The 21,001-nt window shown below is 43.5% G+C and carries 14 protein-coding genes, 2 rRNA genes and 1 pseudogene; 10 read left to right on the forward strand and 7 right to left on the reverse strand.

Annotated elements, in window-relative coordinates; genetic code table 11:
* Both F952_RS04290 and rrf read left to right on the forward strand, forming a co-directional pair.
* A 23S ribosomal RNA gene (locus tag F952_RS04290) occupies window positions 1-2,790 on the forward strand; the annotation flags it as partial.
* Window positions 2,791-2,984: 194 nt separating this feature from the next.
* Window positions 2,985-3,099 (forward strand): 5S ribosomal RNA (gene rrf, locus F952_RS04295).
* A 203-nt stretch (window positions 3,100-3,302) separates the two neighbouring features.
* Here the strand turns inward: rrf and F952_RS04300 are convergent.
* From F952_RS04300 to F952_RS04310, 3 genes and pseudogenes are all read right to left on the reverse strand, one after another.
* Entirely contained in the window at window positions 3,303-3,848 is a 546-nt protein-coding gene (locus tag F952_RS04300) for a type 1 glutamine amidotransferase domain-containing protein (RefSeq protein ID WP_004923033.1), read from the reverse strand.
* A 238-nt stretch (window positions 3,849-4,086) separates the two neighbouring features.
* Entirely contained in the window at window positions 4,087-5,190 is a 1,104-nt protein-coding gene (locus F952_RS04305; RefSeq protein WP_011182849.1) for a zinc-binding metallopeptidase family protein, read from the reverse strand.
* 58 nt (window positions 5,191-5,248) lie between these two features.
* Window positions 5,249-5,946: pseudogene (locus F952_RS04310) on the reverse strand (TIGR04219 family outer membrane beta-barrel protein).
* A gap of 147 nt (window positions 5,947-6,093) precedes the next feature.
* Between F952_RS04310 and F952_RS04315 the strand changes: the two are divergent.
* From F952_RS04315 to zupT, 4 genes are all read left to right on the forward strand, one after another.
* A complete protein-coding gene (locus tag F952_RS04315; RefSeq protein ID WP_004923042.1) occupies window positions 6,094-7,545 on the forward strand; it encodes an aldehyde dehydrogenase family protein in 1,452 nt (483 codons plus the stop codon).
* Window positions 7,546-7,967: 422 nt separating this feature from the next.
* Window positions 7,968-9,446 carry a sodium-dependent transporter gene (locus tag F952_RS04320; RefSeq protein WP_004923044.1) on the forward strand — a complete coding sequence of 493 codons (1,479 nt, stop codon included), beginning with the start codon at window positions 7,968-7,970 and terminating at the stop codon, window positions 9,444-9,446.
* An 11-nt stretch (window positions 9,447-9,457) separates the two neighbouring features.
* Window positions 9,458-9,601, forward strand: a complete 144-nt coding sequence (locus F952_RS16665; RefSeq protein WP_004923048.1) for a methionine/alanine import family NSS transporter small subunit — start codon at window positions 9,458-9,460, stop codon at window positions 9,599-9,601.
* Between the two features lie 88 nt (window positions 9,602-9,689).
* Window positions 9,690-10,496 (forward strand): zinc transporter ZupT, encoded by an 807-nt coding sequence (gene zupT / locus F952_RS04325; RefSeq protein ID WP_004923050.1) that lies wholly within the window; start codon window positions 9,690-9,692, stop codon window positions 10,494-10,496.
* 32 nt (window positions 10,497-10,528) lie between these two features.
* On the opposite strand, the gene rsmB is transcribed toward zupT, so the two are convergent.
* Window positions 10,529-11,833 carry a 16S rRNA (cytosine(967)-C(5))-methyltransferase RsmB gene (gene rsmB, locus F952_RS04330; protein WP_004923052.1) on the reverse strand — a complete coding sequence of 435 codons (1,305 nt, stop codon included), beginning with the start codon at window positions 11,831-11,833 and terminating at the stop codon, window positions 10,529-10,531.
* Complete coding sequence (gene fmt / locus F952_RS04335; RefSeq protein WP_004923054.1) at window positions 11,830-12,789, reverse strand: methionyl-tRNA formyltransferase; 960 nt, start codon at window positions 12,787-12,789, stop codon at window positions 11,830-11,832. Before fmt ends, rsmB begins: the two co-directional genes overlap by 4 nt.
* Window positions 12,790-13,096: 307 nt before the next feature.
* Between fmt and ilvD the strand changes: the two genes are divergently transcribed.
* From ilvD to F952_RS04355, 4 genes are all read left to right on the forward strand, one after another.
* Window positions 13,097-14,782, forward strand: coding sequence for a dihydroxy-acid dehydratase (gene ilvD / locus F952_RS04340; RefSeq protein ID WP_004923056.1), 1,686 nt, complete (start codon window positions 13,097-13,099; stop codon window positions 14,780-14,782).
* 71 nt (window positions 14,783-14,853) lie between these two features.
* Window positions 14,854-16,155: a hypothetical protein gene (locus F952_RS04345; protein ID WP_004923057.1), complete on the forward strand. Its 1,302-nt coding sequence runs from the start codon at window positions 14,854-14,856 to the stop codon at window positions 16,153-16,155.
* 233 nt (window positions 16,156-16,388) lie between these two features.
* On the forward strand, window positions 16,389-17,708 hold the full coding sequence (locus F952_RS04350) for an NAD(P)/FAD-dependent oxidoreductase (protein WP_004923060.1): 1,320 nt from the start codon (window positions 16,389-16,391) through the stop codon (window positions 17,706-17,708).
* Between the two features lie 197 nt (window positions 17,709-17,905).
* Entirely contained in the window at window positions 17,906-18,646 is a 741-nt protein-coding gene (locus F952_RS04355; protein ID WP_004923062.1) for a sulfite exporter TauE/SafE family protein, read from the forward strand.
* Here F952_RS04355 and F952_RS04360 read toward each other — a convergent pair.
* Window positions 18,643-19,548, reverse strand: coding sequence for a LysR family transcriptional regulator (locus tag F952_RS04360; RefSeq protein WP_004923066.1), 906 nt, complete (start codon window positions 19,546-19,548; stop codon window positions 18,643-18,645). The genes F952_RS04355 and F952_RS04360 overlap by 4 nt on opposite strands.
* Window positions 19,549-19,664: 116 nt before the next feature.
* Window positions 19,665-20,960, reverse strand: coding sequence for a solute carrier family 23 protein (locus F952_RS04365; RefSeq protein WP_004923068.1), 1,296 nt, complete (start codon window positions 20,958-20,960; stop codon window positions 19,665-19,667).
* Window positions 20,961-21,001: the final 41 nt, after the last annotated feature.

Here is a 21,001-nt window from a genome sequence, read left to right on the forward strand (position 1 = left end):
TGATCCGGAGATGTCTGAATGGGGAAACCCACTTATCATAAGATAGGTATTGCATGATGAATACATAGTCATGCAAGGCGAACGAGGGGAAGTGAAACATCTCAGTACCCTTAGGAAAAGAAATCAATTGAGATTCCCTTAGTAGCGGCGAGCGAAAGGGGAACAGCCCATTAAGTTGTGTGTGTTCTAGTGGAACGCTCTGGGAAGTGCGAACGTAGAGGGTGATATTCCCGTACACGAAAGGGCACACACAATGATGACGAGTAGGGCGAGGCACGTGAAACCTTGTCTGAATATGGGGGGACCATCCTCCAAGGCTAAATACTCCTGACTGACCGATAGTGAACCAGTACCGTGAGGGAAAGGCGAAAAGAACCCCTGTGAGGGGAGTGAAATAGATCCTGAAACCGCATGCATACAAGCAGTGGGAGCCGACTTGTTCGGTGACTGCGTACCTTTTGTATAATGGGTCAGCGACTTATATTCAGTAGCAAGGTTAACCGCATAGGGGAGCCGTAGGGAAACCGAGTCTTAATAGGGCGTATAGTTGCTGGGTATAGACCCGAAACCAGGCGATCTATCCATGAGCAGGTTGAAGGTTGGGTAACACTAACTGGAGGACCGAACCCACTGTCGTTGAAAAGCCAGGGGATGACTTGTGGATAGGGGTGAAAGGCTAATCAAGCCTGGTGATAGCTGGTTCTCCCCGAAAGCTATTTAGGTAGCGCCTCGGACGAATACCATAGGGGGTAGAGCACTGTTTCGGCTAGGGGGTCATCCCGACTTACCAAACCGATGCAAACTCCGAATACCTATGAGTACTATCCGGGAGACAGACTGCGGGTGCTAACGTCCGTAGTCAAGAGGAAAACAATCCAGACCGCCAGCTAAGGCCCCAAAATCATAGTTAAGTGGGAAACGATGTGGGAAGGCATAGACAGCTAGGAGGTTGGCTTAGAAGCAGCCACCCTTTAAAGAAAGCGTAATAGCTCACTAGTCGAGTCGGCCTGCGCGGAAGATGTAACGGGGCTAAAACTATGTGCCGAAGCTGCGGATGTAACTTTAAGTTACGTGGTAGGGGAGCGTTCTGTAAGCCGATGAAGGTGGATTGAGAAGTCTGCTGGAGGTATCAGAAGTGCGAATGCTGACGTGAGTAACGACAAAACGGGTGAAAAACCCGTTCGCCGAAAGACCAAGGGTTCCAGTCCAACGTTAATCGGGGCTGGGTGAGTCGACCCCTAAGGCGAGGCCGAAAGGCGTAGTCGATGGGAAATTGGTTAATATTCCAATACTTCTGTGTAATGCGATGAGAGGACGGAGAAGGTTAGGTCAGCCTGGCGTTGGTTGTCCAGGTGGAAGACAGTAGGCATGCATCTTAGGCAAATCCGGGGTGCTCTATGCTGAGAGTCGATAGCAAGCTAGTTTACTAGCGAAGTGGCTGATACCATACTTCCAAGAAAAGTCTCTAAGCTACAGTTACACAGGAATCGTACCCGAAACCGACACAGGTGGTCAGGTCGAGTAGACCAAGGCGCTTGAGAGAACTCTGCTGAAGGAACTAGGCAAAATGGTACCGTAACTTCGGGAGAAGGTACGCTGTTGATGGTGATGGGACTTGCTCCCTGAGCGATTGACAGCCGCAGAAACCAGGCCGCTGCAACTGTTTATTAAAAACATAGCACTCTGCAAACACGAAAGTGGACGTATAGGGTGTGATGCCTGCCCGGTGCTGGAAGGTTAATTGATGGGGTTAGCGTAAGCGAAGCTCTTGATCGAAGCCCCAGTAAACGGCGGCCGTAACTATAACGGTCCTAAGGTAGCGAAATTCCTTGTCGGGTAAGTTCCGACCTGCACGAATGGCATAATGATGGCGGCGCTGTCTCCAGCAGAGGCTCAGTGAAATCGAATTCGCCGTGAAGATGCGGTGTACCCGCGGCTAGACGGAAAGACCCCGTGAACCTTTACTGCAGCTTGACATTGAACTTTGACCTTACTTGTGTAGGATAGGTGGGAGGCTTTGAAGATGGGACGCCAGTTCCATTGGAGCCATCCTTGAAATACCACCCTGGTAATGTTGAGGTTCTAACTCTGCCCCGTAATCCGGGGCGAGGACCATGTCTGGTGGGTAGTTTGACTGGGGCGGTCTCCTCCTAAAGAGTAACGGAGGAGTACGAAGGTGCGCTCAGCGTGGTCGGAAATCACGCGTAGAGTATAAAGGCAAAAGCGCGCTTAACTGCGAGACCCACAAGTCGAGCAGGTACGAAAGTAGGTCTTAGTGATCCGGTGGTTCTGTATGGAAGGGCCATCGCTCAACGGATAAAAGGTACTCTGGGGATAACAGGCTGATACCGCCCAAGAGTTCATATCGACGGCGGTGTTTGGCACCTCGATGTCGGCTCATCTCATCCTGGGGCTGAAGCAGGTCCCAAGGGTATGGCTGTTCGCCATTTAAAGAGGTACGCGAGCTGGGTTTAGAACGTCGTGAGACAGTTCGGTCCCTATCTACCGTGGGCGCTGGAAATTTGAGAGGATCTGCTCCTAGTACGAGAGGACCAGAGTGGACGAACCTCTGGTGTACCGGTTGTGACGCCAGTCGCATCGCCGGGTAGCTATGTTCGGAAGGGATAACCGCTGAAAGCATCTAAGCGGGAAGCCTACCTCAAGATAAGATTTCCCTAGGAATTTATTCCTCTAAAGAGCCGTTCAAGACTAGGACGTTGATAGGTTGGATGTGGAAGCATAGTGATATGTGAAGCTGACCAATACTAATTGCTCGTGAGGCTTGACTATACAACACCCAAACAGTTGTTGTATCAAGATAAATTCATACAAATGATCAATTCAAACTTGATTTAGTTAATGAACTAGTTACAATACCGACTCAATAGTCCAATCCGTTAAACTCATTTGGTACAAAGTACGGCACACACTGTGAAATACAATCCACAGTCAAAATAAGACCCGAAAATGTCCATAAACAGTTTGCTGGCGACAATAGCAAGAGTGAACCACCTGATCCCTTCCCGAACTCAGAAGTGAAACCTCTTCGCGCTGATGGTAGTGTGGCGTTAGCCATGTGAGAGTAAGTCATCGCCAGCTTTTAAATACTAAAGCCCCCAGGCCAAACGCCAGGGGGCTTTTTTTATGCAGAAAATAAATTAAATAGAAAGGAATAGAAAAAGAAATCAATCACACATAGAACTAAACAGTAAAAAAGGGCTTATGCCCTTTTTTACTACGGTTAAATAAAGATTATTGACCCTTCCACTGATCAATAAATGCCATGGTTAACTTCGCTATATTTAGATCGTGTCTAGTTCTTTTAAAATAGCTGCATTGAAATCTGGAATATCGTCTGGATTACGTGATGTAATCAGCACCCAGCCGCCTGTATTACAGCGATGAACTACTTCATCTACCCAGTTCGCACCTGCATTTTCAAGATCTAAACGAATACTTTTATAAGATGTTAGATTCTTATCCTTAATTCGCTCTGCGTTTATCAATACCCATGGCGCATGACAAATCGCTGCAATTGGTTTTGCGTGATCAGTAAAGTGTTGAATAATCTTAACGGCATGTGGATCAAGGCGTAGTAGATCTGCATTAACAGTACCCCCTGCGATCACCAGAAGATCGTAGTCGTTCGGATCAACATGTGCTAGCGAAGTTTGTGGTGTATATTTTGGTCCAAACTCCTGATCGCCTTTTACTGTCTGAACTTCTTTTTGTTCTATGGCTGCATGAATACTTTCAATTCCTTTTGATTTTAAAAATTCTAAAGGCTTAATCAGTTCGTCGTGTTCAATTCCAGCATTGGAGGTAATAAAAAGAGCTTTTTGAGTCATGATATAAATTCCGTTGAATTTGCTTATTGTTTTATCAGCCTAACGAAGAATTGTTTTAAGGCCTGTTGCTGTTTTATAAGGAAACTGTGTCACTGCTTAACCAGTGTAAAATAGACTTACATTGATTAGATTTTGGCTGAATGGGAAGTCCCAACGTTTTGTTAGGACTTTAATACGGTTATATTTATAGAATTTCTAGTTAAGTAGATATTTATACTTACTAATATATTATTACAACTTAAAAAATTTCCTGATTGTTCGAACGTCGAGTTTCTGGTTTGAGTGCAACTTTCATAAGGGTACGATGTATAAACCGCAGTTTATCTAGTACACCATTAGATAGGGTGAATGGATAAGCATCCTCAAGTCCCATACTCCGATTCAGTGCATTGAGTGAATAACTGAGGGCAAACCAGTTGGTTAAGGTATGTTCAAAGTCTAAAGAACCGATAGGCGATTCTTTAAAATGCATATCGGGATCAATTTTATGATTCGCTTCAATGCAGATACCTGCATGATAAGCCGTATCCAGTGTGTCCATCATATGAAGGTAATGTGCCCATGTTTCTGCCCAGTCCTCCCAAGGATGGGCACAGGCATAGCGACTAATATAAAATTCCTGCCAATGCTCTATTGGACCATTCTCGTAGTAATCCTCAAGTGCCTTACCATAATCTAAGCGTTCATCACCAAAATAATAGCGAAACTCTTCGAGCCATTCTGGGTAAAGGTGAGTCATCACATCAAAATAGTAGTGTCCACTTTCATGACGAAAATGACCAAGTACAGTACGATAATTTTCACCCATATTTAATCGGGTTTTCTCACGATGTACTACATCTGCTTCACTGGCATTGAGGGTAATGGTTCCCAATTGATGGCCTGTCATTACAGGTTGATTTGGAGAAGACATTAAAAAATTAAAACGGAGTCCATAACGGTCATCGTCATCTTTTTTAGGGCGAGGGGAAATATTAAGCTGTTGAGTCAAATATAAGAATCGGCGCTTTGCCTTTTCCAAGCGATGCCAGTACATGACACTTTTATCGAGTGAAAGATCTGGAATGATATGTGTTAGACGACAGGATTCACAGTAAATATTAGGATCATCGGCTTCTATCATCCAGTTGCAGATTTGATGATGCCGATAGTTATAACAAGGCTTGAATAGCTGCCCTTGATCTTGAGGATTGAGGCTCTTCCAGTGCTCTGCATCCACCTGTTCGAAAGTGCCCATTGTTTTATGATTGACCTGATAGCCTAAAAGCGTATTACAGTTTTCACAAAACGTATTATTAAAAAAAACCTGATGATGGCAATTGTGACAGTAGAAGACTTTCATAGGTGAGGGTTCTTTGTGGAGAACTACGCAGGGATCAATCACGTAGTTCTAAGCAAATTTAGAAGTGTGCCTCTAGACCGATATAAGGACCCTTAAATTCAAAGTTGAGGTCATTATTTTGATGGTCATCGAGATCAATCTTGAGCATACGGTAACCGACCTTGGCACCGACATCAACTATTATATTGTTGATTAATTCGTATTTTGCTTCACCACGAATGTCTCGGATTTTCGCATTATTCATGTGACTGTAGTTAACTTCAGCTAAAGCCGTTAGTCCTGTAAATGGAAGTTTTGCTTCGGTGTTTAAGTAGATGATCGGATAAGTCTTATCAAGATTAATTTGATCTGTATCAGAACGACTGACATCACCACTCAAATGAGTTGCTCCTATACCAAGATCAAGATTGACGATATTGTCGAGTATTTGGTAATACAAAATAAAATCTGTATCTTGAAGTGATACATTGTCATCTCCTGCATTTTTGATTTGGCTATCCAGATTTACGTAGCGTATTTTGGCATTTGGAAAGAGTGGAATGGGATGCTCAATGGCGAGCGAAAACTGAAGTGCAGCATCACGTTTTAAATCATGGGTATGATTTGAATCCAAATCAGGGTTTATAATTAGTGAACCAGAACGTGGCCATGATATAACCAGTAATCTACACTTCCTTTAATACCAATAAAATCGGCTTGAGCCATATTACTCAAACCAAAAGTGATGCAACATGATAAGTATTTAAGCATTTTCATTGTTTGTTATTGATCCTTTAAATCATAATATCAGTTGGTTTAGGCCATGTTTTGTTACTCAAATACAGCCGATTCATCCATTAAATGTATGCATGATATAAGAATAATTTTCTAAATACAGCGAATAAATTCAAATAAGGAATAAATATGGCGACCAATACACAAACAGTTCAGGACTATCCCCTTTATGTTGCAGGTAAACCAGTTAAAACAGGACAATGGCTTGAGGTACAACATAAATATCATCATGAACTCTATGCCAGAGTTGCATTGGCTGATGCCAAAATCATTGAAAAGGCGACTGTTGCTGCGGTGAAAGCTGAAGCTGAAATGGCGAGTTTAAAACCTTATCAAAAGCAACAGATACTTTTGCATTGTGTGCGGCGCTTTATCGAAGAAAAAAACCTACTGACAGATATTCTGATTGCCGAAGGTGGTAAGCCTCGAAATGCCGCAGCAGCTGAAGTCGAACGCTTGATTAATACCTTTCAATTGGCTGCAGATGCAACCACGCAGATGGACTGCGGGCGTATCTTACCATTAGCAGTAACACCTGTTGCAGCTGCTTATCAGGGTATGGTACGACGTGTACCTTTAGGTGCAATTTCATTAATTAGTCCCTTTAATTTTCCGCTCAACTTGACTGCACATAAAATTGCACCCGCCATTGCTGCTGGATGTCCTTTTGTTTTGAAACCTGCAAGCTTAACGCCAATCAGCGCTATTAAAATTGCTGAAATTCTGGCTGAAACAGATTTGCCTAAAGGGGCCTGGTCTATTTTACCGTGTGAACGAGCTGCTGCTGATATTCTGGTGACCGATGATCGCTTCAAGTTGCTCAGCTTTACAGGTTCCGATCAGGTCGGTTGGGATATGAAAGCACGTGCTGGACGAAAAAAAGTAACGCTTGAGCTTGGCGGTAATGCGGCAGTCATGATTGAACCAGACACCGAATTGAATGAGACACTTATTGATCGTCTGATAACTGGCGGCTATGGACAGTCAGGGCAGGTCTGTATTAGCGTCCAACGTATATTGGTTCATGCGGATATTTATAGTGAATTGAAGAAGAAGTTAATCAGTAAAGTGAAGAAGCTTAAAGCAGGAGATCCAGATCAAAGCACGACCATCATTGGTCCCATGATTAAAGAAAAAGAAGCTGTTCGCTTAAAAAAATGGCTAGATAAAGCCGAAAAGAAAGGTGCCAAAATATTGGCTGGGGGGATGCTGGAAGGTGTGCTTTTTGAAGCAACCTTGCTTGAAAATGTCAATGAATCACTTGAGATTTATAAAGATGAAGCTTTTGGCCCGATAGTTATTCTAGAAAAATATAAAACTTTTGAGCAGGGTATTGCCAAAATCAATACAAGCCGTTTTGGATTACAGGCGGGCATATATACACAAAATCTAAATAAAATGATGTATGCATGGCAGCATTTGCATGTGGGGGGAGTCATCATCAATGATATTCCTACGTTCAGGGTAGATAATATGCCTTACGGGGGTGTAAAGGATTCAGGACTTGGTCGTGAAGGAATCCAGTATGCAATTCGTGACATGCAGGAAGAAAGATTATTGGTCATCAAGCAGCAAGATTAGTATTCCTGATGCCAGATGTGGGTCATGGCGATTAAATAGAGACATGATAATATCGAGATGTACTGTTCCACGTGGAACAGTACATTTTGTTATTTTTCTAATTGTTAAGTATAAGTAATCAGACCATAAAAATAAGTTTGTTTTAAAAATAAACAAATATATTGAAAATGATGACTTCGTACGGAGATTGCACTCTAAAAAAAGAGAAAATCATAAAAAAAACAGGTATTGTTCAAGCATTAGAAAGACAAAGAATCATGGACCATCTTTAAGGAAGAAGGAACAATTTTTTGTCTGTTTGGATCATTAGGCTGCTTATCCGGCAGATTTGAGTCCAGCACACATACGATTTTTAAGATGGTATCTTTCTTGCAACGTTCAATAAATAATCTAAGCAAGTGAGACACCTAGGATGATGATTTATGACAGAAACTCGTGAAAACTGGTCATCGCGATCAGGTTTTATTATTGCTGCTGTGGGCTCAGCAGTAGGCTTGGGAAATATTTGGCGCTTTCCTTATGTGGCCTATGAAAATGGTGGTGGTGCCTTTCTTATTCCTTATTTACTCGCTTTAATTACCGCAGGCTTGCCACTTTTATTTCTGGATTATGCAGTAGGTCATAAAGGAAATGCCTCACCTCCTAAAGCCTATCGTAAATTGTTTAAAGGCGGAGAAACTTTAGGTTGGTGGCAGGTCTGTGTCTGTATCGTGATTGGGCTGTACTACGCCAGTGTGTTAACGTGGGCAGGTAGTTATATTTACTTCTCCGTCGGCCAAATGTGGGGCAGTAATCCTGAGGCATTTTTCTTTAATACTTATTTGCAAACCAGCAAAGCATCGGGGCTTGATCTGACCTTTGTCAGTCACTTGTTCTGGCCGATTTTAGGGATCTGGGCGCTGACCTTGATTATTTTGTATGGTGGCGTGAAAAAGGGCGTAGAACTATCCAATAAGATTTTCATGCCGTTGCTCTTTGTTCTGTTTACCATTTTGGTGATTCAGTCCTTACGCTTGCCAGGCGCTGTACAGGGTTTAAATGCATTCTTTACACCAAACTGGTCGGCCATGATGGATTATAAGGTTTGGCTGGCAGCATATGGTCATACCTTTTTCTCACTTTCGGTGGGCTTTGGCATCATGGTGACTTATGCATCGTATTTAAAGCCAAAAACCAATCTTACCGGTTCTGGGCTGATCGTGGGCTTTGCCAATGCATCGACTGAAATTCTAGCTGGTATTGGTATTTTTGCGGCACTGGGCTTTATGGCGCATGCAGCTGGAACAGAAGTTAAAGATGTGGTGAGCGGTGGTATTGGTCTGGCATTTATTGCCTTTCCTAAAATTATTTCGAGCTTGGGGGCAGGTGCTGATGTTTTTGGCTTACTGTTCTTCTCGTCTTTGTTTGTCGCTGGTATTTCGTCGATGGTTAGTATTTTGGAAGTTCCAATTGCTGCCATGCAAGACAAGCTGAAGTGGGGACGTAAAAAAGCCGTCACCATTATTGGCGGTGGTAGTGCGGTCGTATCGATCTTTCTATTTTCAAGTGTTAATGCCATCAAGCTGGTCGATATTATCGATCATTTCATCAACAATATTGGTATTATCGGCGGTGCATTATTGTCGATTATTACCGTTGCATGGTTCAAGCGCACTGCACTGAAAGAGCTTCGTGATCACGTTAATCGCATCTCGACCATTCAATTAGGTAAAGGCTGGGATTTCACCTTAACCGTGATTACGTCGCTGATTTTGTTAACGACGCTCAGCATGACGGTATTTAATTTAATCAAAAATGGCTATGATACTTATAGCGCAAGTTTGCTGGGCATCTTTGGTTGGGGCAGTGTGTTGTTCTGTGCCGTGATTGCTGTAGTACTCAGTAAAATGAAAGATCGCTAGGAGACACACTCATGAATACTTCGGCAATCATTATGATGATTATCTCCATGCTATTTGTATGGGGGGGACTGGTACTTTCGATTTTACATCTAATGAAGCATCCTGAAGAACTAGATGATGTTCTGGATGAGGTAAAGGATCAACATACCCTATAAAAGCCAGGCAAATTGATTTTAAGATATTATTGAAAATGAAAGTCATTATCATTTATGATGGTGGCTTTATTTTTTGAGAATTTCCTGCATGTCTTCGTTCCTGACCTCTGATGTGCTGATTGCGTTTAGCGTAACCTTTCTAGCAGGATTGGCGACATTACTGGGTGGAGCGATTGTTCTATTCTTTAAGCAACCCAGTTTGCGGTTATTGTCTTTTGGCCTAGCTTTTTCTGCGGGTGCGATGGTCTATATTTCTCTCACTGAAATCTTAAATAAATCGATTCATTCTTTTTCAGAAGTTTTTAGTGCAAAAGTGGGCTTTGCTTTCGCTACCTTTGCATTTTTGACTGGCGTCATTGCCATATTATTACTTGATCGTTGCGTGCCCAATCCGCATACAATGCTGGAAAAAACCACAGCACAACAGCTCGATCAAACCCAGCTCCGACGTACAGGTTTACTGACGATGTTGGCAATTACTGCACATAACTTTCCTGAAGGTCTGGCTACATTTTTTGCAACATTGGATAGCCCAATTTTGGGTGCACCTCTGGCTGTCGCAATTGCAATTCATAATATTCCAGAAGGCATTGCAATTGCTGTTCCAGTATATATGGCAACAGGTCAAAAATCGTATGCGATCTGGGCCAGTCTGCTGTCAGGCCTAGCTGAACCGTTGGGTGCGGCGCTTGGCTATTTTATTTTAGCCCCGTACATGGGAGCGACCATGTATGGCATTATTTTTGGATTAATTGCAGGAGTGATGGTTTATTTGGCCATGGATGAATTATTACCCGCCGCTAAAAAATACAGTCAGGGACATGAAACCGTATATGGGCTGGTTACAGGTATGGCTGCATTGGCGACTAGTTTAGTCCTGTTTCAATGGGTATAGCACAGAAAAATCTAACCATAAAAAAAGCCGCATTATGCGACTTTTTCGATACGACAATAATAAAAACCATCGCCTTGACCTGAGACTGGTAGTAACTGACGTCCATGGATTTGTTCAATGCCCCAATCTGCCTCGATTTTAATTTCTTTGGCATCTGGATGTTCGGCAAAGAATTCAATCATCTGCTGCTCATTTTCGATTTTAAGAATCGAGCAGGTAATGTAGAGCAAGGTTCCACCGACTTTAAGCTGAGTCCATAAATGTTGTAAAATCTGCTTTTGTAAGTCCACGGTCTGCACAATATCTGTAGATTGGCGTAGCAGACGAATATCTGGATGACGACGCATAACACCAGTGGCAGAGCAAGGTGCATCGAGTACAATACAATCCAAAGCTTGTGATGATTGCCAAGTCGTGGCATCTGCTGCCAGAATTTCAAGATGATGCTGGTCAAGCTTCAAACGTTTCAGGTTTTCACTGACCCGAACCAGACGTGATGCATCCTGATCAAGTGCAATCAGATGCGCAGGTGTGAATTTTTCCAGCAAATGTGCTGTTTTTCCGCCTGGTGCAGCACAGGCATCCAGTATTACCCGATCTGTGAGATCTGGTAAAAGTGTGGCACATAATTGGGCATGTTCATCCTGTACCGAAAACCAGCCCTGTTCAAAACCAGGCAACTGTGTAATTTGGACCGATTGCTCGATCACGATTCCAGCCTCAGATATGTGACAGGCTCTGGCCTGAATATCCTGAGCTTCAAGTTTAATCAAATAAGCATCTCGACCAATATGACGCTGATTGATTCGGAGCGTTAAGGGTGCAGAATATTTAAGTTGCTGGCACAGCTCATTGAGCTGCGCTGGCCAGTCCTTTTTCAGACGTTTATACATCCAGCTTGGCAGACCATGCGCCTGTTGTAGACTATTTTTAAAGCTCTCTGTTTCTCGGGTAGCTCGGCGTAAAATCGCATTGACAATCCCACTCAGTGCATGAAAACCCAGTTGCTTGGTCGCGGTCACTGTTTCAGAAATTGCAGCATGCGCAGGAATGCGAGTACACAGGACTTGATATAAGCCCAAATATAGGCAGGTTTCTACCGTTTCGTTGTTTAATGGCTTGGTGAGTAAAGGCAAAGTAATGGATTTTAGGGCATACCACTGACGTAAAGTACCCAAAACCAATTCGTGAAACAAGGCACGGTCACGTTCAGGAATATCATTCAACTGCTGATGAAGAATACCCGAGAGTGACTGGCCCTGTTGAACTTTAAGTAAGGTCGCTACGACCTGAGCACGTAAGTTGAGTTCTGTACTTGGACGCGGAAACTGTTTCATGCCAATACCTGCCCAATATTCAGTTTTTGAGTTTGTATAATTTGTACGGGATTAAGCGCTTTGCCTCCTGGCCATTGCAATGCCGTCAGACAGACGACACCTGTACCACAAGCGACATGAATGCCATGTTTATCCATCGCAATAATTTTACCTGCTTCGGCATCTGGGGCGATGAGCTTTGAAACTGTTGATTCCCAGACGCGTAGATTATTTTTATCATCCAGAGGAATAAAAGCCACAGGCCATGGGTTAAATGCACGAATATTTCGGTCAATCTGAATGGCATCTTGTGTCCAGTCAATCTGTGCTTCGGCCTTGACCAGTTTATGCGCATAAACGGTTTGATTTTCGTCTTGCACTTCGCGTTCGGCCAGAAATTTTTGTAATTGCTGCTCACATTCAAGTACCGTGCAAATGGCCTCTGCACCTTGTGCAGCCAGTTTCTCATACAAGCTTGCAGAGGTGTCAGATGCCTCAATCGGACAATATGTTTTAAACATCATATCGCCTGTATCAAGGCCTGCCGCCATTTTCATAATGGTCACACCTGTCTCGGCATCGCCTGCGGCAATCGCGCGTTGAATGGGTGCTGCACCGCGCCAGCGTGGCAGGAGTGAACCATGGATATTAAGACAGCCATATTTGGGTGTATCCAGAACAATCTGTGGCAAAATTAAGCCATAAGCAGCCACCACCATCACATCGGCATTGAATGCAGCCAGCTCGGCTTGCGCTGCCAAACCTTCTTCAGTTGAAGATTTAAAATGCAACGGTTGCAAAACAGGTAAATTGTGTTCAAGTGCCAATTGTTTAACTGGAGAGGGCGTTAATTTTTGCCCACGACCTGCCTTACGATCAGGCTGGGTATAGACAGCAACAATGTCGTGAGGTGTTTTAATCAATGCATCTAAAGCGGTTGCAGCAAAATCAGGCGTGCCAGCAAAAATAATCTTCACACAGATGTTCCAAAGTCAACATGTGTATAAGTATAAGCCAAAACCGCCCGAAGACCTAAAAGCTTGTGTTTTGGTCTGCGTCAAAGTGTATTTTGATAATGATTTAACCAAGTTTTATACAACCTAATAAAAAACATAAAAATAGATTATGAATAGCGAAAAAATTATTCATTTCAGTTTTGCTAATTCGCACGTTTTAATAGCTGATTTCGCTGTTAGTATTGATTTACGACAGATGGAAATAATAAAGAGTCCCATGATCACCCGCGTAGCGATGGGATCTTGCCTCAGCCACGGAGAATGACGCATGAGTAAAGACAATATACGCCAGTATTCGGCACCAGTTTATGACGGTATTGAAAATGCCCCTGCACGTTCGATGATGCGTGCTGTGGGCTTTCAAGATAAAGATTTTAATCGTCCATTTATTGGCATTGCTTCAACATGGGCCAATGTCACGCCGTGCAACATGCACATTGATGGACTGGCACGAGAAGCTGAACATGGGGTGAATCAGGCCAGCGGTAAGGGAATTATTTTTAACACTATTACCATTTCTGACGGTATTTCAAACGGTACCGAAGGCATGAAGTATTCTTTGGTTTCTCGTGAAATTATTGCAGACTCTATTGAGGCGGTCATTGGTTGTCAGGGTTACGATGGTGTAATTGCCATTGGTGGCTGCGACAAAAACATGCCTGGCTGTATTATGGGGCTGGCACGTTTGAACCGTCCAGGCTTGTTTATTTATGGCGGCACCATTCAACCAGGTGAAGGACATACCGACATGATTTCGGTGTTTGAAGCGGTGGGACAGTACGCCAAAGGAGAAATCAATGCCATTCAGGTCAAGCAGATTGAAGAAGTCGCTTTACCAGGACCAGGTTCTTGCGGGGGAATGTATACCGCCAATACCATGGCTTCTGCTATTGAAGCACTGGGAATGAGTTTACCAGGTTCTTCTGCACAGGATGCCATTTCTGAAGAAAAGCGTCAGGACTGTCATCGTGCGGGCGAGGCGGTGATGAACCTGCTTCGGCTGGATATTCGTCCACGCGATATTATGACCAAAGCGGCATTTGAGAATGCCATTAAGGTCGTCATTGCTTTGGGCGGTTCAACCAATGCCGTATTGCATTTGATTGCAATGGCACATACGGCTGAGGTAAAGCTTGATCTGGATGATTTTGTACGAATTGGTCAGGAAACACCTGTGGTGGCAGATTTACGACCATCGGGTAAGTATCTCATGTCCGAACTGATCAAGATTGGTGGGATTCAGCCGTTGATGAAGCGAATGCTGGAACGCGGCATGCTGGATGGTAGTTGTCTGACTGTAACTGGTAAGACCCTTGCAGAGAATTTGGCCGAGGTTGAGGATTATCCTGCCGATCAACAAATTATCTTGCCATTTGAGCAACCTGTTAAGAAAGACTCCCATCTAGTGATTCTTAAGGGTAATTTGTCCCCGACAGGTGCCGTTGCCAAAATTACGGGCAAAGAAGGTTTATATTTTGAAGGGCCAGCCCGCGTTTTTGAAGGCGAAGAAGGCGCCATGCGTGGCATTCTAGACGGAGAAGTACAAGAGGGCGAAGTTGTCGTCATTCGTGGTGAAGGACCCAAAGGTGGACCAGGCATGCGCGAAATGCTGAAACCAACGTCTGCAATTATTGGTAAAGGACTGGGACAATCGGTGGCGCTGATTACCGATGGGCGGTTTTCGGGCGGCAGTCATGGCTTTGTCATTGGCCATGTGACCCCAGAAGCTTACGAAGGTGGGCCTATTGGTTTGGTTGAAAATGGTGATAAAATTTCAATCAATGCTGAAACGCGTGAAATCACCTTACATATTTCTAACGAAGAAATGAGCTTACGTCGTGCAAAATGGCAGAAACCAGAACCAAAATATAAATCTGGTGCTTTGGCAAAATTTGCAAAACTTGCAGCAGGTGCGGACAAAGGCGCAGTTACTGATTTAAATCTTGATGTGTAATTGATCATTTTGTCCTGAATTGTTATAAACCCTTGTAAGATTACAAGGGTTTATTATTCGAGGCGCTCTTCATGTCACTGTTAAGACGTTGGTTTGATCCAATTCGATCGAGTTGGTTTTATCAAAAACCTTCGCGTCAGGCGGTTTTACCGACAGAACACGGACTCAAACTCTATTTGCGTCTGGATGATGTTTATAGTTATCTGGCTGTACAGCAGTTAACTCATCTTGATGAAATTCTGAGTGATGAACTTAAACCGCTGCAAGTGATTATTTCACGTGAAGCTGCGCCGCCTCCGAATAATATGACTGCACTAGAATGGCAACATTATTGTTTAAATGATGCCAAAATTCTGGCCAAGCAGCACCGCTTTAGCTTTGATGAAACGCCTGAACTACCCACTGCTGAAGCTTTACAGCAAGCAGAAGTCATTTTGCGCAATACCCCACTGACAGGCAAAGATTTTTTGTACTTGCTTGAAGATGTTTTTCATATGTTGTGGCAACAGCAATATGGAAAACTCCGTACTTTGTATACCATGGCCAGTCAGCAACATATACCGCAAAACTTTCCTGAGCGTATGTTTAAAGATGTGCCTGTTGCAGCCAGTTTTTTTGAGTTTGGCGGGCGCAAATATCATGCGGTGGATGATTTACTCCGATTGGCACGTCGCTTAAGACAGCAGAAGCTTTTGACTGGTGCCCCGATCTTTTTAATTAATCATATCGAATGGCGTGAACATCTGATTAACGACGCCGAAGAACTTTCTGAAATTCAGACGCTAAGACCTGAACTGGATTTATTCATTGCACTTGAAGATCCAATCAGCTGGTTGTTGTTGGCCTATATCCGTGAAGAGCTGGCCAATTATTATGATATTAAACTCACTGTTTATCCATTGCCTTATCATGGACGTGACTGGTTTGACTGGAGTTTGGCAACACGATTGTCTAAACGTACCGAGATTGCATTTACGCCGTTTTGTCGTCCCACCCAAAGCGCTACCCTGAATATGGCTCAGCTTTATTATAGTGTGCCAGAAGACCAGCAAGTCGAGACGATTCACAGTATTTTAGAAGCAGTCTGGACCAAAGGCAGAGATTTATCCTTTAAGTCACATTTTCAGGCGATGCAACAGCAGCTTGGAATTGCGCAACTGGTGTCGCTGGACGATGCACAACAGTTACCTAAACAAAACGATCAACGCTGCTCGGACTATCATCAGCCAGATTTTCCTGTGCTGGTGTTGCGTATTGATAATCAGCAGTATGTCTTTAACAGTTTGTATCGTGTCTGGATGATTGAAAGTATTTTCAGTAATGTCCTAGAAGAAAAATATAAAAACGACAATTTAGAATCTGATACAGCATGATGATGCTGTTCTAAAGCAAAACAATCAAAAAAGATGGCAAAAATGCCATCTTTTTTTATGTGAGTATTTATCTGAGTTGCGAAATAAATCAGAAAACCATGACTTACCTAAAAAAACAAACGTTGGTAAAAAGTATGTTTTTTACACATAACATTCGTGTTTATAATAACTTGCATTTTTCTTATGAATACTGATTAAAAAAGTCGGTATTCATAAGAAAATTGGAGAAACTTATGTCTACCGAAAAAACACAGACCTCAAATTTACACCGTATCGTGATCGTGGGCGGCGGTGCAGGAGGGTTGGAACTCGCGACCCGTCTGGGTAATCAACTAGGCAAGCATCAACACGCAGAAATAATTTTGGTGGATGCCGCCTTGACGCACATCTGGAAGCCGTTACTGCATGAAGTTGCCGCTGGCACACTCAACTCTTATGAAGATGAACTGAATTATTTTGCGCATGCCAGTCAGCATCATTTTGAGTTCTTTCTAGGACGACTGACTGATCTTGACCGCGCTAGCAAAAAAATTGTTTTAGGCGCGCTGAAAGATGAGGATGGTAAAGAAGTTGCGCCAGAGCGTTGTATTGCCTATGACACACTGGTGCTGGCAATCGGGTCTACATCCAATGATTTTGGAACACCAGGGGCTAAAGAACATTGTATTTTTCTGGACTCACGTCCGCAGGCCGACCGCTTCCAACGTGAATTTTTGAGTTTATATCTTGAGGCTCAAGCCAGAAACCTGATTGAACCGCATGAAAATACGTTAAATATTGCAATTATTGGGGCTGGTGCAACGGGTGTAGAGTTGGCTGCCGAGCTACATCATGCCGCCAATCAGTTTTCCAAGTATGGTTTAAATAGTATTGATCCAAAAGACGTTAAAATTAGCCTGATTGAGGCGGCGCCCCGTATATTGCCTGCACTGTCTGAGCGTGTGTCTGAGGGGGCAGAAAAAGAGCTGCAAAAAATAGGGGTGAATGTACTTAAAAATTGTCGTGTCACCCATATTGATGCGCACAAGGTCTATTGCGAAGGTGATATTCAGATTCCTGCCACGCTAAAAGTCTGGTCGGCAGGGATCAAAGCTCCTGATTTTTTAAAAAATATAGGTGGACTTGAAACCAATCGTATTAATCAACTGGTGGTAAAACCAAGTTTACAAACCACGTTGGATGACGACATTTTTGCGATGGGGGATTGTGCATGTTATATCCCGACAGGTGCTGAACGTCCTGTCCCACCACGTGCACAAGTGGCCAATCAGGAAGCGATTTTTTTAGCTAAAGCATTGGCGCATCGCTTGCAAAATAAACCGCTTGGAACGTTTGAATTTAAAGACAAAGGCTCGTTAGTGTCTTTAAGTAATCAGAGTACCGTAGGAAATATTCTAGGTAATATCAATGTTGAAGGTCTGTTTGCACGCATGATGTATGTCTCTTTATATCGGTTTCATCAGGTCGCGTTGCACGGTGTATTTAAAACCAGCCTAATGATCATTAAAGATTTACTTTCTAAAGGCTCATCTCCGCAGTTAAAGTTACATTGATTTAGCCCAAAAACCGCATTTGTATTTGATTGATCAACCAGTATGGCAAACGCTGTACTGGTTTTTTTGTTCATTGCCGTTTTAAAACGACCTCAATCAAGAGCCTCAATATTTGCTTGAGGCACTCTACCAAAAGCATGAATCGTGTCCTGATCTTAATTTGGTTAGCATAAAGACTGAATCTGGAGAGAAAACAAATGGACATGCTGCTACTGGTCATGGGGGTTTTTATTTTTGCAGGGCTGGTTAAAGGTACATTAGGTCTAGGGTTACCTACAGTGGCAATGGGACTGATGAGTATGGTGATTTCACCTTTTCAGGCAGCAGCGTTGCTGATCGTACCGTCCATGATAACCAATATCTGGCAATTGTTTGCGGAAGGACGAATCTGGCCCTTGGTTCGGCGCTTCTGGACGCTGCTGCTGGGCATTATGGTAGGTACATACTGGAGTTTTTTACCGACTTTGAGTGCATCTTCAGGACAGACCAGTGAAGGGTTATTAGGTGCCATGCTGGTGGCTTATGGCATCTATGGCTTGTTTGTGAAACAACTTCCAGATCTTTCACCTTATGAACGCTGGCTTTCTCCCGTGATTGGGTATTTGGGCGGCGCACTGATTGTGGCAACAGGTGTGATTATTATTCCTGCGGTACCATATTTGCAGTCGCTGCGTTTAAAACGCGATGATCTGGTTCAGGCACTGGGTTTGGTCTTTACCCTATCAACGATTTTTCTGGCAATTTATTTGTATGTCTATACGGGGGCAGCGACAGAGATCGATTATCGTCTGGCATGGATCGCTGTACTGCCTGCACTTTTAGGTATGTGGTGGGGACAAAAGATACGTTATCAGATTCCAGAACAAAAATTCCGTCGTTTATTTTTTATCGGATTAATCTTGCTTGGAACCTATATGCTGGTGACCTCTATTCATTAAGATCCGTTTGTTACAGGGCGATGCTGAATTAAAAACTCAGTAAATGACTGATAGGGTGTGCTCAATTGAGAGAAGTCCCGAGCAACGACCAACAGTTTTCGATTGGCCCAGGCACCTTTTAACGGAATGATCGCAAGATCATAGCTTGCTTTTAGTCTTGCTGCGGCACGTGCTGGCATAATCGCGACACCTGAGCCTGCTGCCACGACTTCGGCAATGGCATTAAAGTTGGGTAACCGAATACGATATTGAATCTGTACACCCAAAGCACGTGCCTGAATATCGATGGAGCGTTGCAAAGAATGATGGCTACTCAGGCCAATCATGCTATCGCTAAAAATATCACTTAAACTGAGTGGGATAGATGAAGTGAAACCATGATTTACTGGACAAATCAGAACCAGTGGATCATGCACAAATTCCTGTGTCTGTAGATATTCGGTTTGTGAAAAACTTGAAATCAGACCCAGTTCAGCACGTCCTTGTTCAAGCGCCTGAATAATTTCAGAGCTTTCTGCCTCATGTAGCTCAATATTGAATGATGGACATTGTGCCAGATATTGGGGTAACAGCGTCGGTAGGTATTCACTTTGCGCTGATGAGTTACACCATAGATGAATCGTATGCTGAGGGGTCTGACGAAAATGATTCATGTCCTGTTCAAGCGACTGACTTTGTTGAAGTAGCAGACGCGCATGTTCGAGAAAACGCTGGCCTGCACAGGTCAGTTCTACACCTGTACGGTGTCGTGTAAATAGTTGAGTGCCAAAGCCATTTTCCAGCTTGCGGATACGTTCACTTGCAGCCTGTAAGGATAAAGCAGAGTGCTGCGCGCCTTGGGTAAAACTACCTGTCTCAACCACATGTAAGAACAAACGCAAATCTACAAAATCAAATCGCATAAAGCCGTTACATTCCTTTGAGACAGATCTTGAGCATACTAAAATATGTCAAAATATGCAGGATTTTAAGCGTAAAAACAGCAGCGATAAAAGCTGCTGTTTTGATCAATCCAGATTTAGCTTTTATCTTTTAGACTAAAGAACAGATGAAGCAAAATTGCGGCAAAGGTTGCGGTACCAATTCCACCTAAATTGAATTCACCAAAAGTGAGTTCAAAATTACCCGCGCCCAAAATGATGGTGACGGCTGCGACAATCAGATTTTTATTATTTGAAAAATCGACTTTATTTTCAATCCAGATTTTTGCGCCTGCAATGGTAATTAAACCAAAGACAACAATCGATGCACCTGTTAATACTGCACTAGGAATGGTGCTGATCACCGCACCAAATTTTGGTGACAAACCTAAGAAGATCGCAAATAGACCTGCAATCACAAATACAATGGTCGAATAGACACGAGTGACCGCCATAACACCAATATTTTCACCATAAGTGGTCATCCCTGGTGCCCCCACGCTTCCAGACAGCGTGGTGGCGATGCCGTCAGCCACAAAAGCCTTGCCCAATTGTGGGGTAAGGTTTTCACCCGTCATGGCACCCACTGCCTTGATATGTCCCAGATTTTCTGCCACCAGAATCAAGGCGACAGGGGCAATAATGAGCATGGCATTGGTTTCAAAGGTTGGCGCACTGAATGCAGGTAATCCAAACCAAGGTGCAGTTGCAATCTGACCAAAGTCAATTGCTTTTCCAAAGCCTAAACCATTGCTGACGATTGCATAAATCAGATAAGAAATAAGTAATCCAACCAGTAACAGGAGTCGTTGCAACAAGCCTTTGGTGAAGACCGCAATGGTTCCCATACATAGCACAGTCAAGAGAGCCATCCACATATCAAAAGGATTGCCAGCAACCCCTTTGACCGTGACAGGTGCCAGATTGAGACCAATAATCATGACGACTGCGCCAGTAACCACAGGCGGCATGATTTTCTCAATCCAGCGCGTACCTGTCAGCATGACCAAAAAACCAATGGCTGCATAAACAACACCACAGGCGACAATTCCGCCTAAGGCAATTGAAAGATTCGGATTGGCACCTGAGCCTGTTACATGTCCTGTTGCGGCGGCGACGACACCAATAAATGCAAAACTTGAACCCAGATAACTAGGTACACGACCACCTGTAAAAAGAAAAAATAAGATGGTACATATACCAGACATCAAGATTGCCAGATTGGGATTAAAACCCATCAGCAGGGGGGCCAGGACAGTCGCTCCAAACATGGCAAAAGCATGCTGGATACCTAAAACCGCACTTTGTGCAGCAGGTAAATATTCATTGGTGGCAACAGGACGATGATCAATCTGACCTGAATAGGGACGCCATTTGGGAAACCAGCTGGACATAAAAACAAACTCAATAAACCCGATTAGCGCATATGATACTC

Origin of the sequence: Acinetobacter baylyi DSM 14961 = CIP 107474, from assembly GCF_000368685.1 — a bacterium.
Taxonomy (GTDB): domain Bacteria; phylum Pseudomonadota; class Gammaproteobacteria; order Pseudomonadales; family Moraxellaceae; genus Acinetobacter; species Acinetobacter baylyi.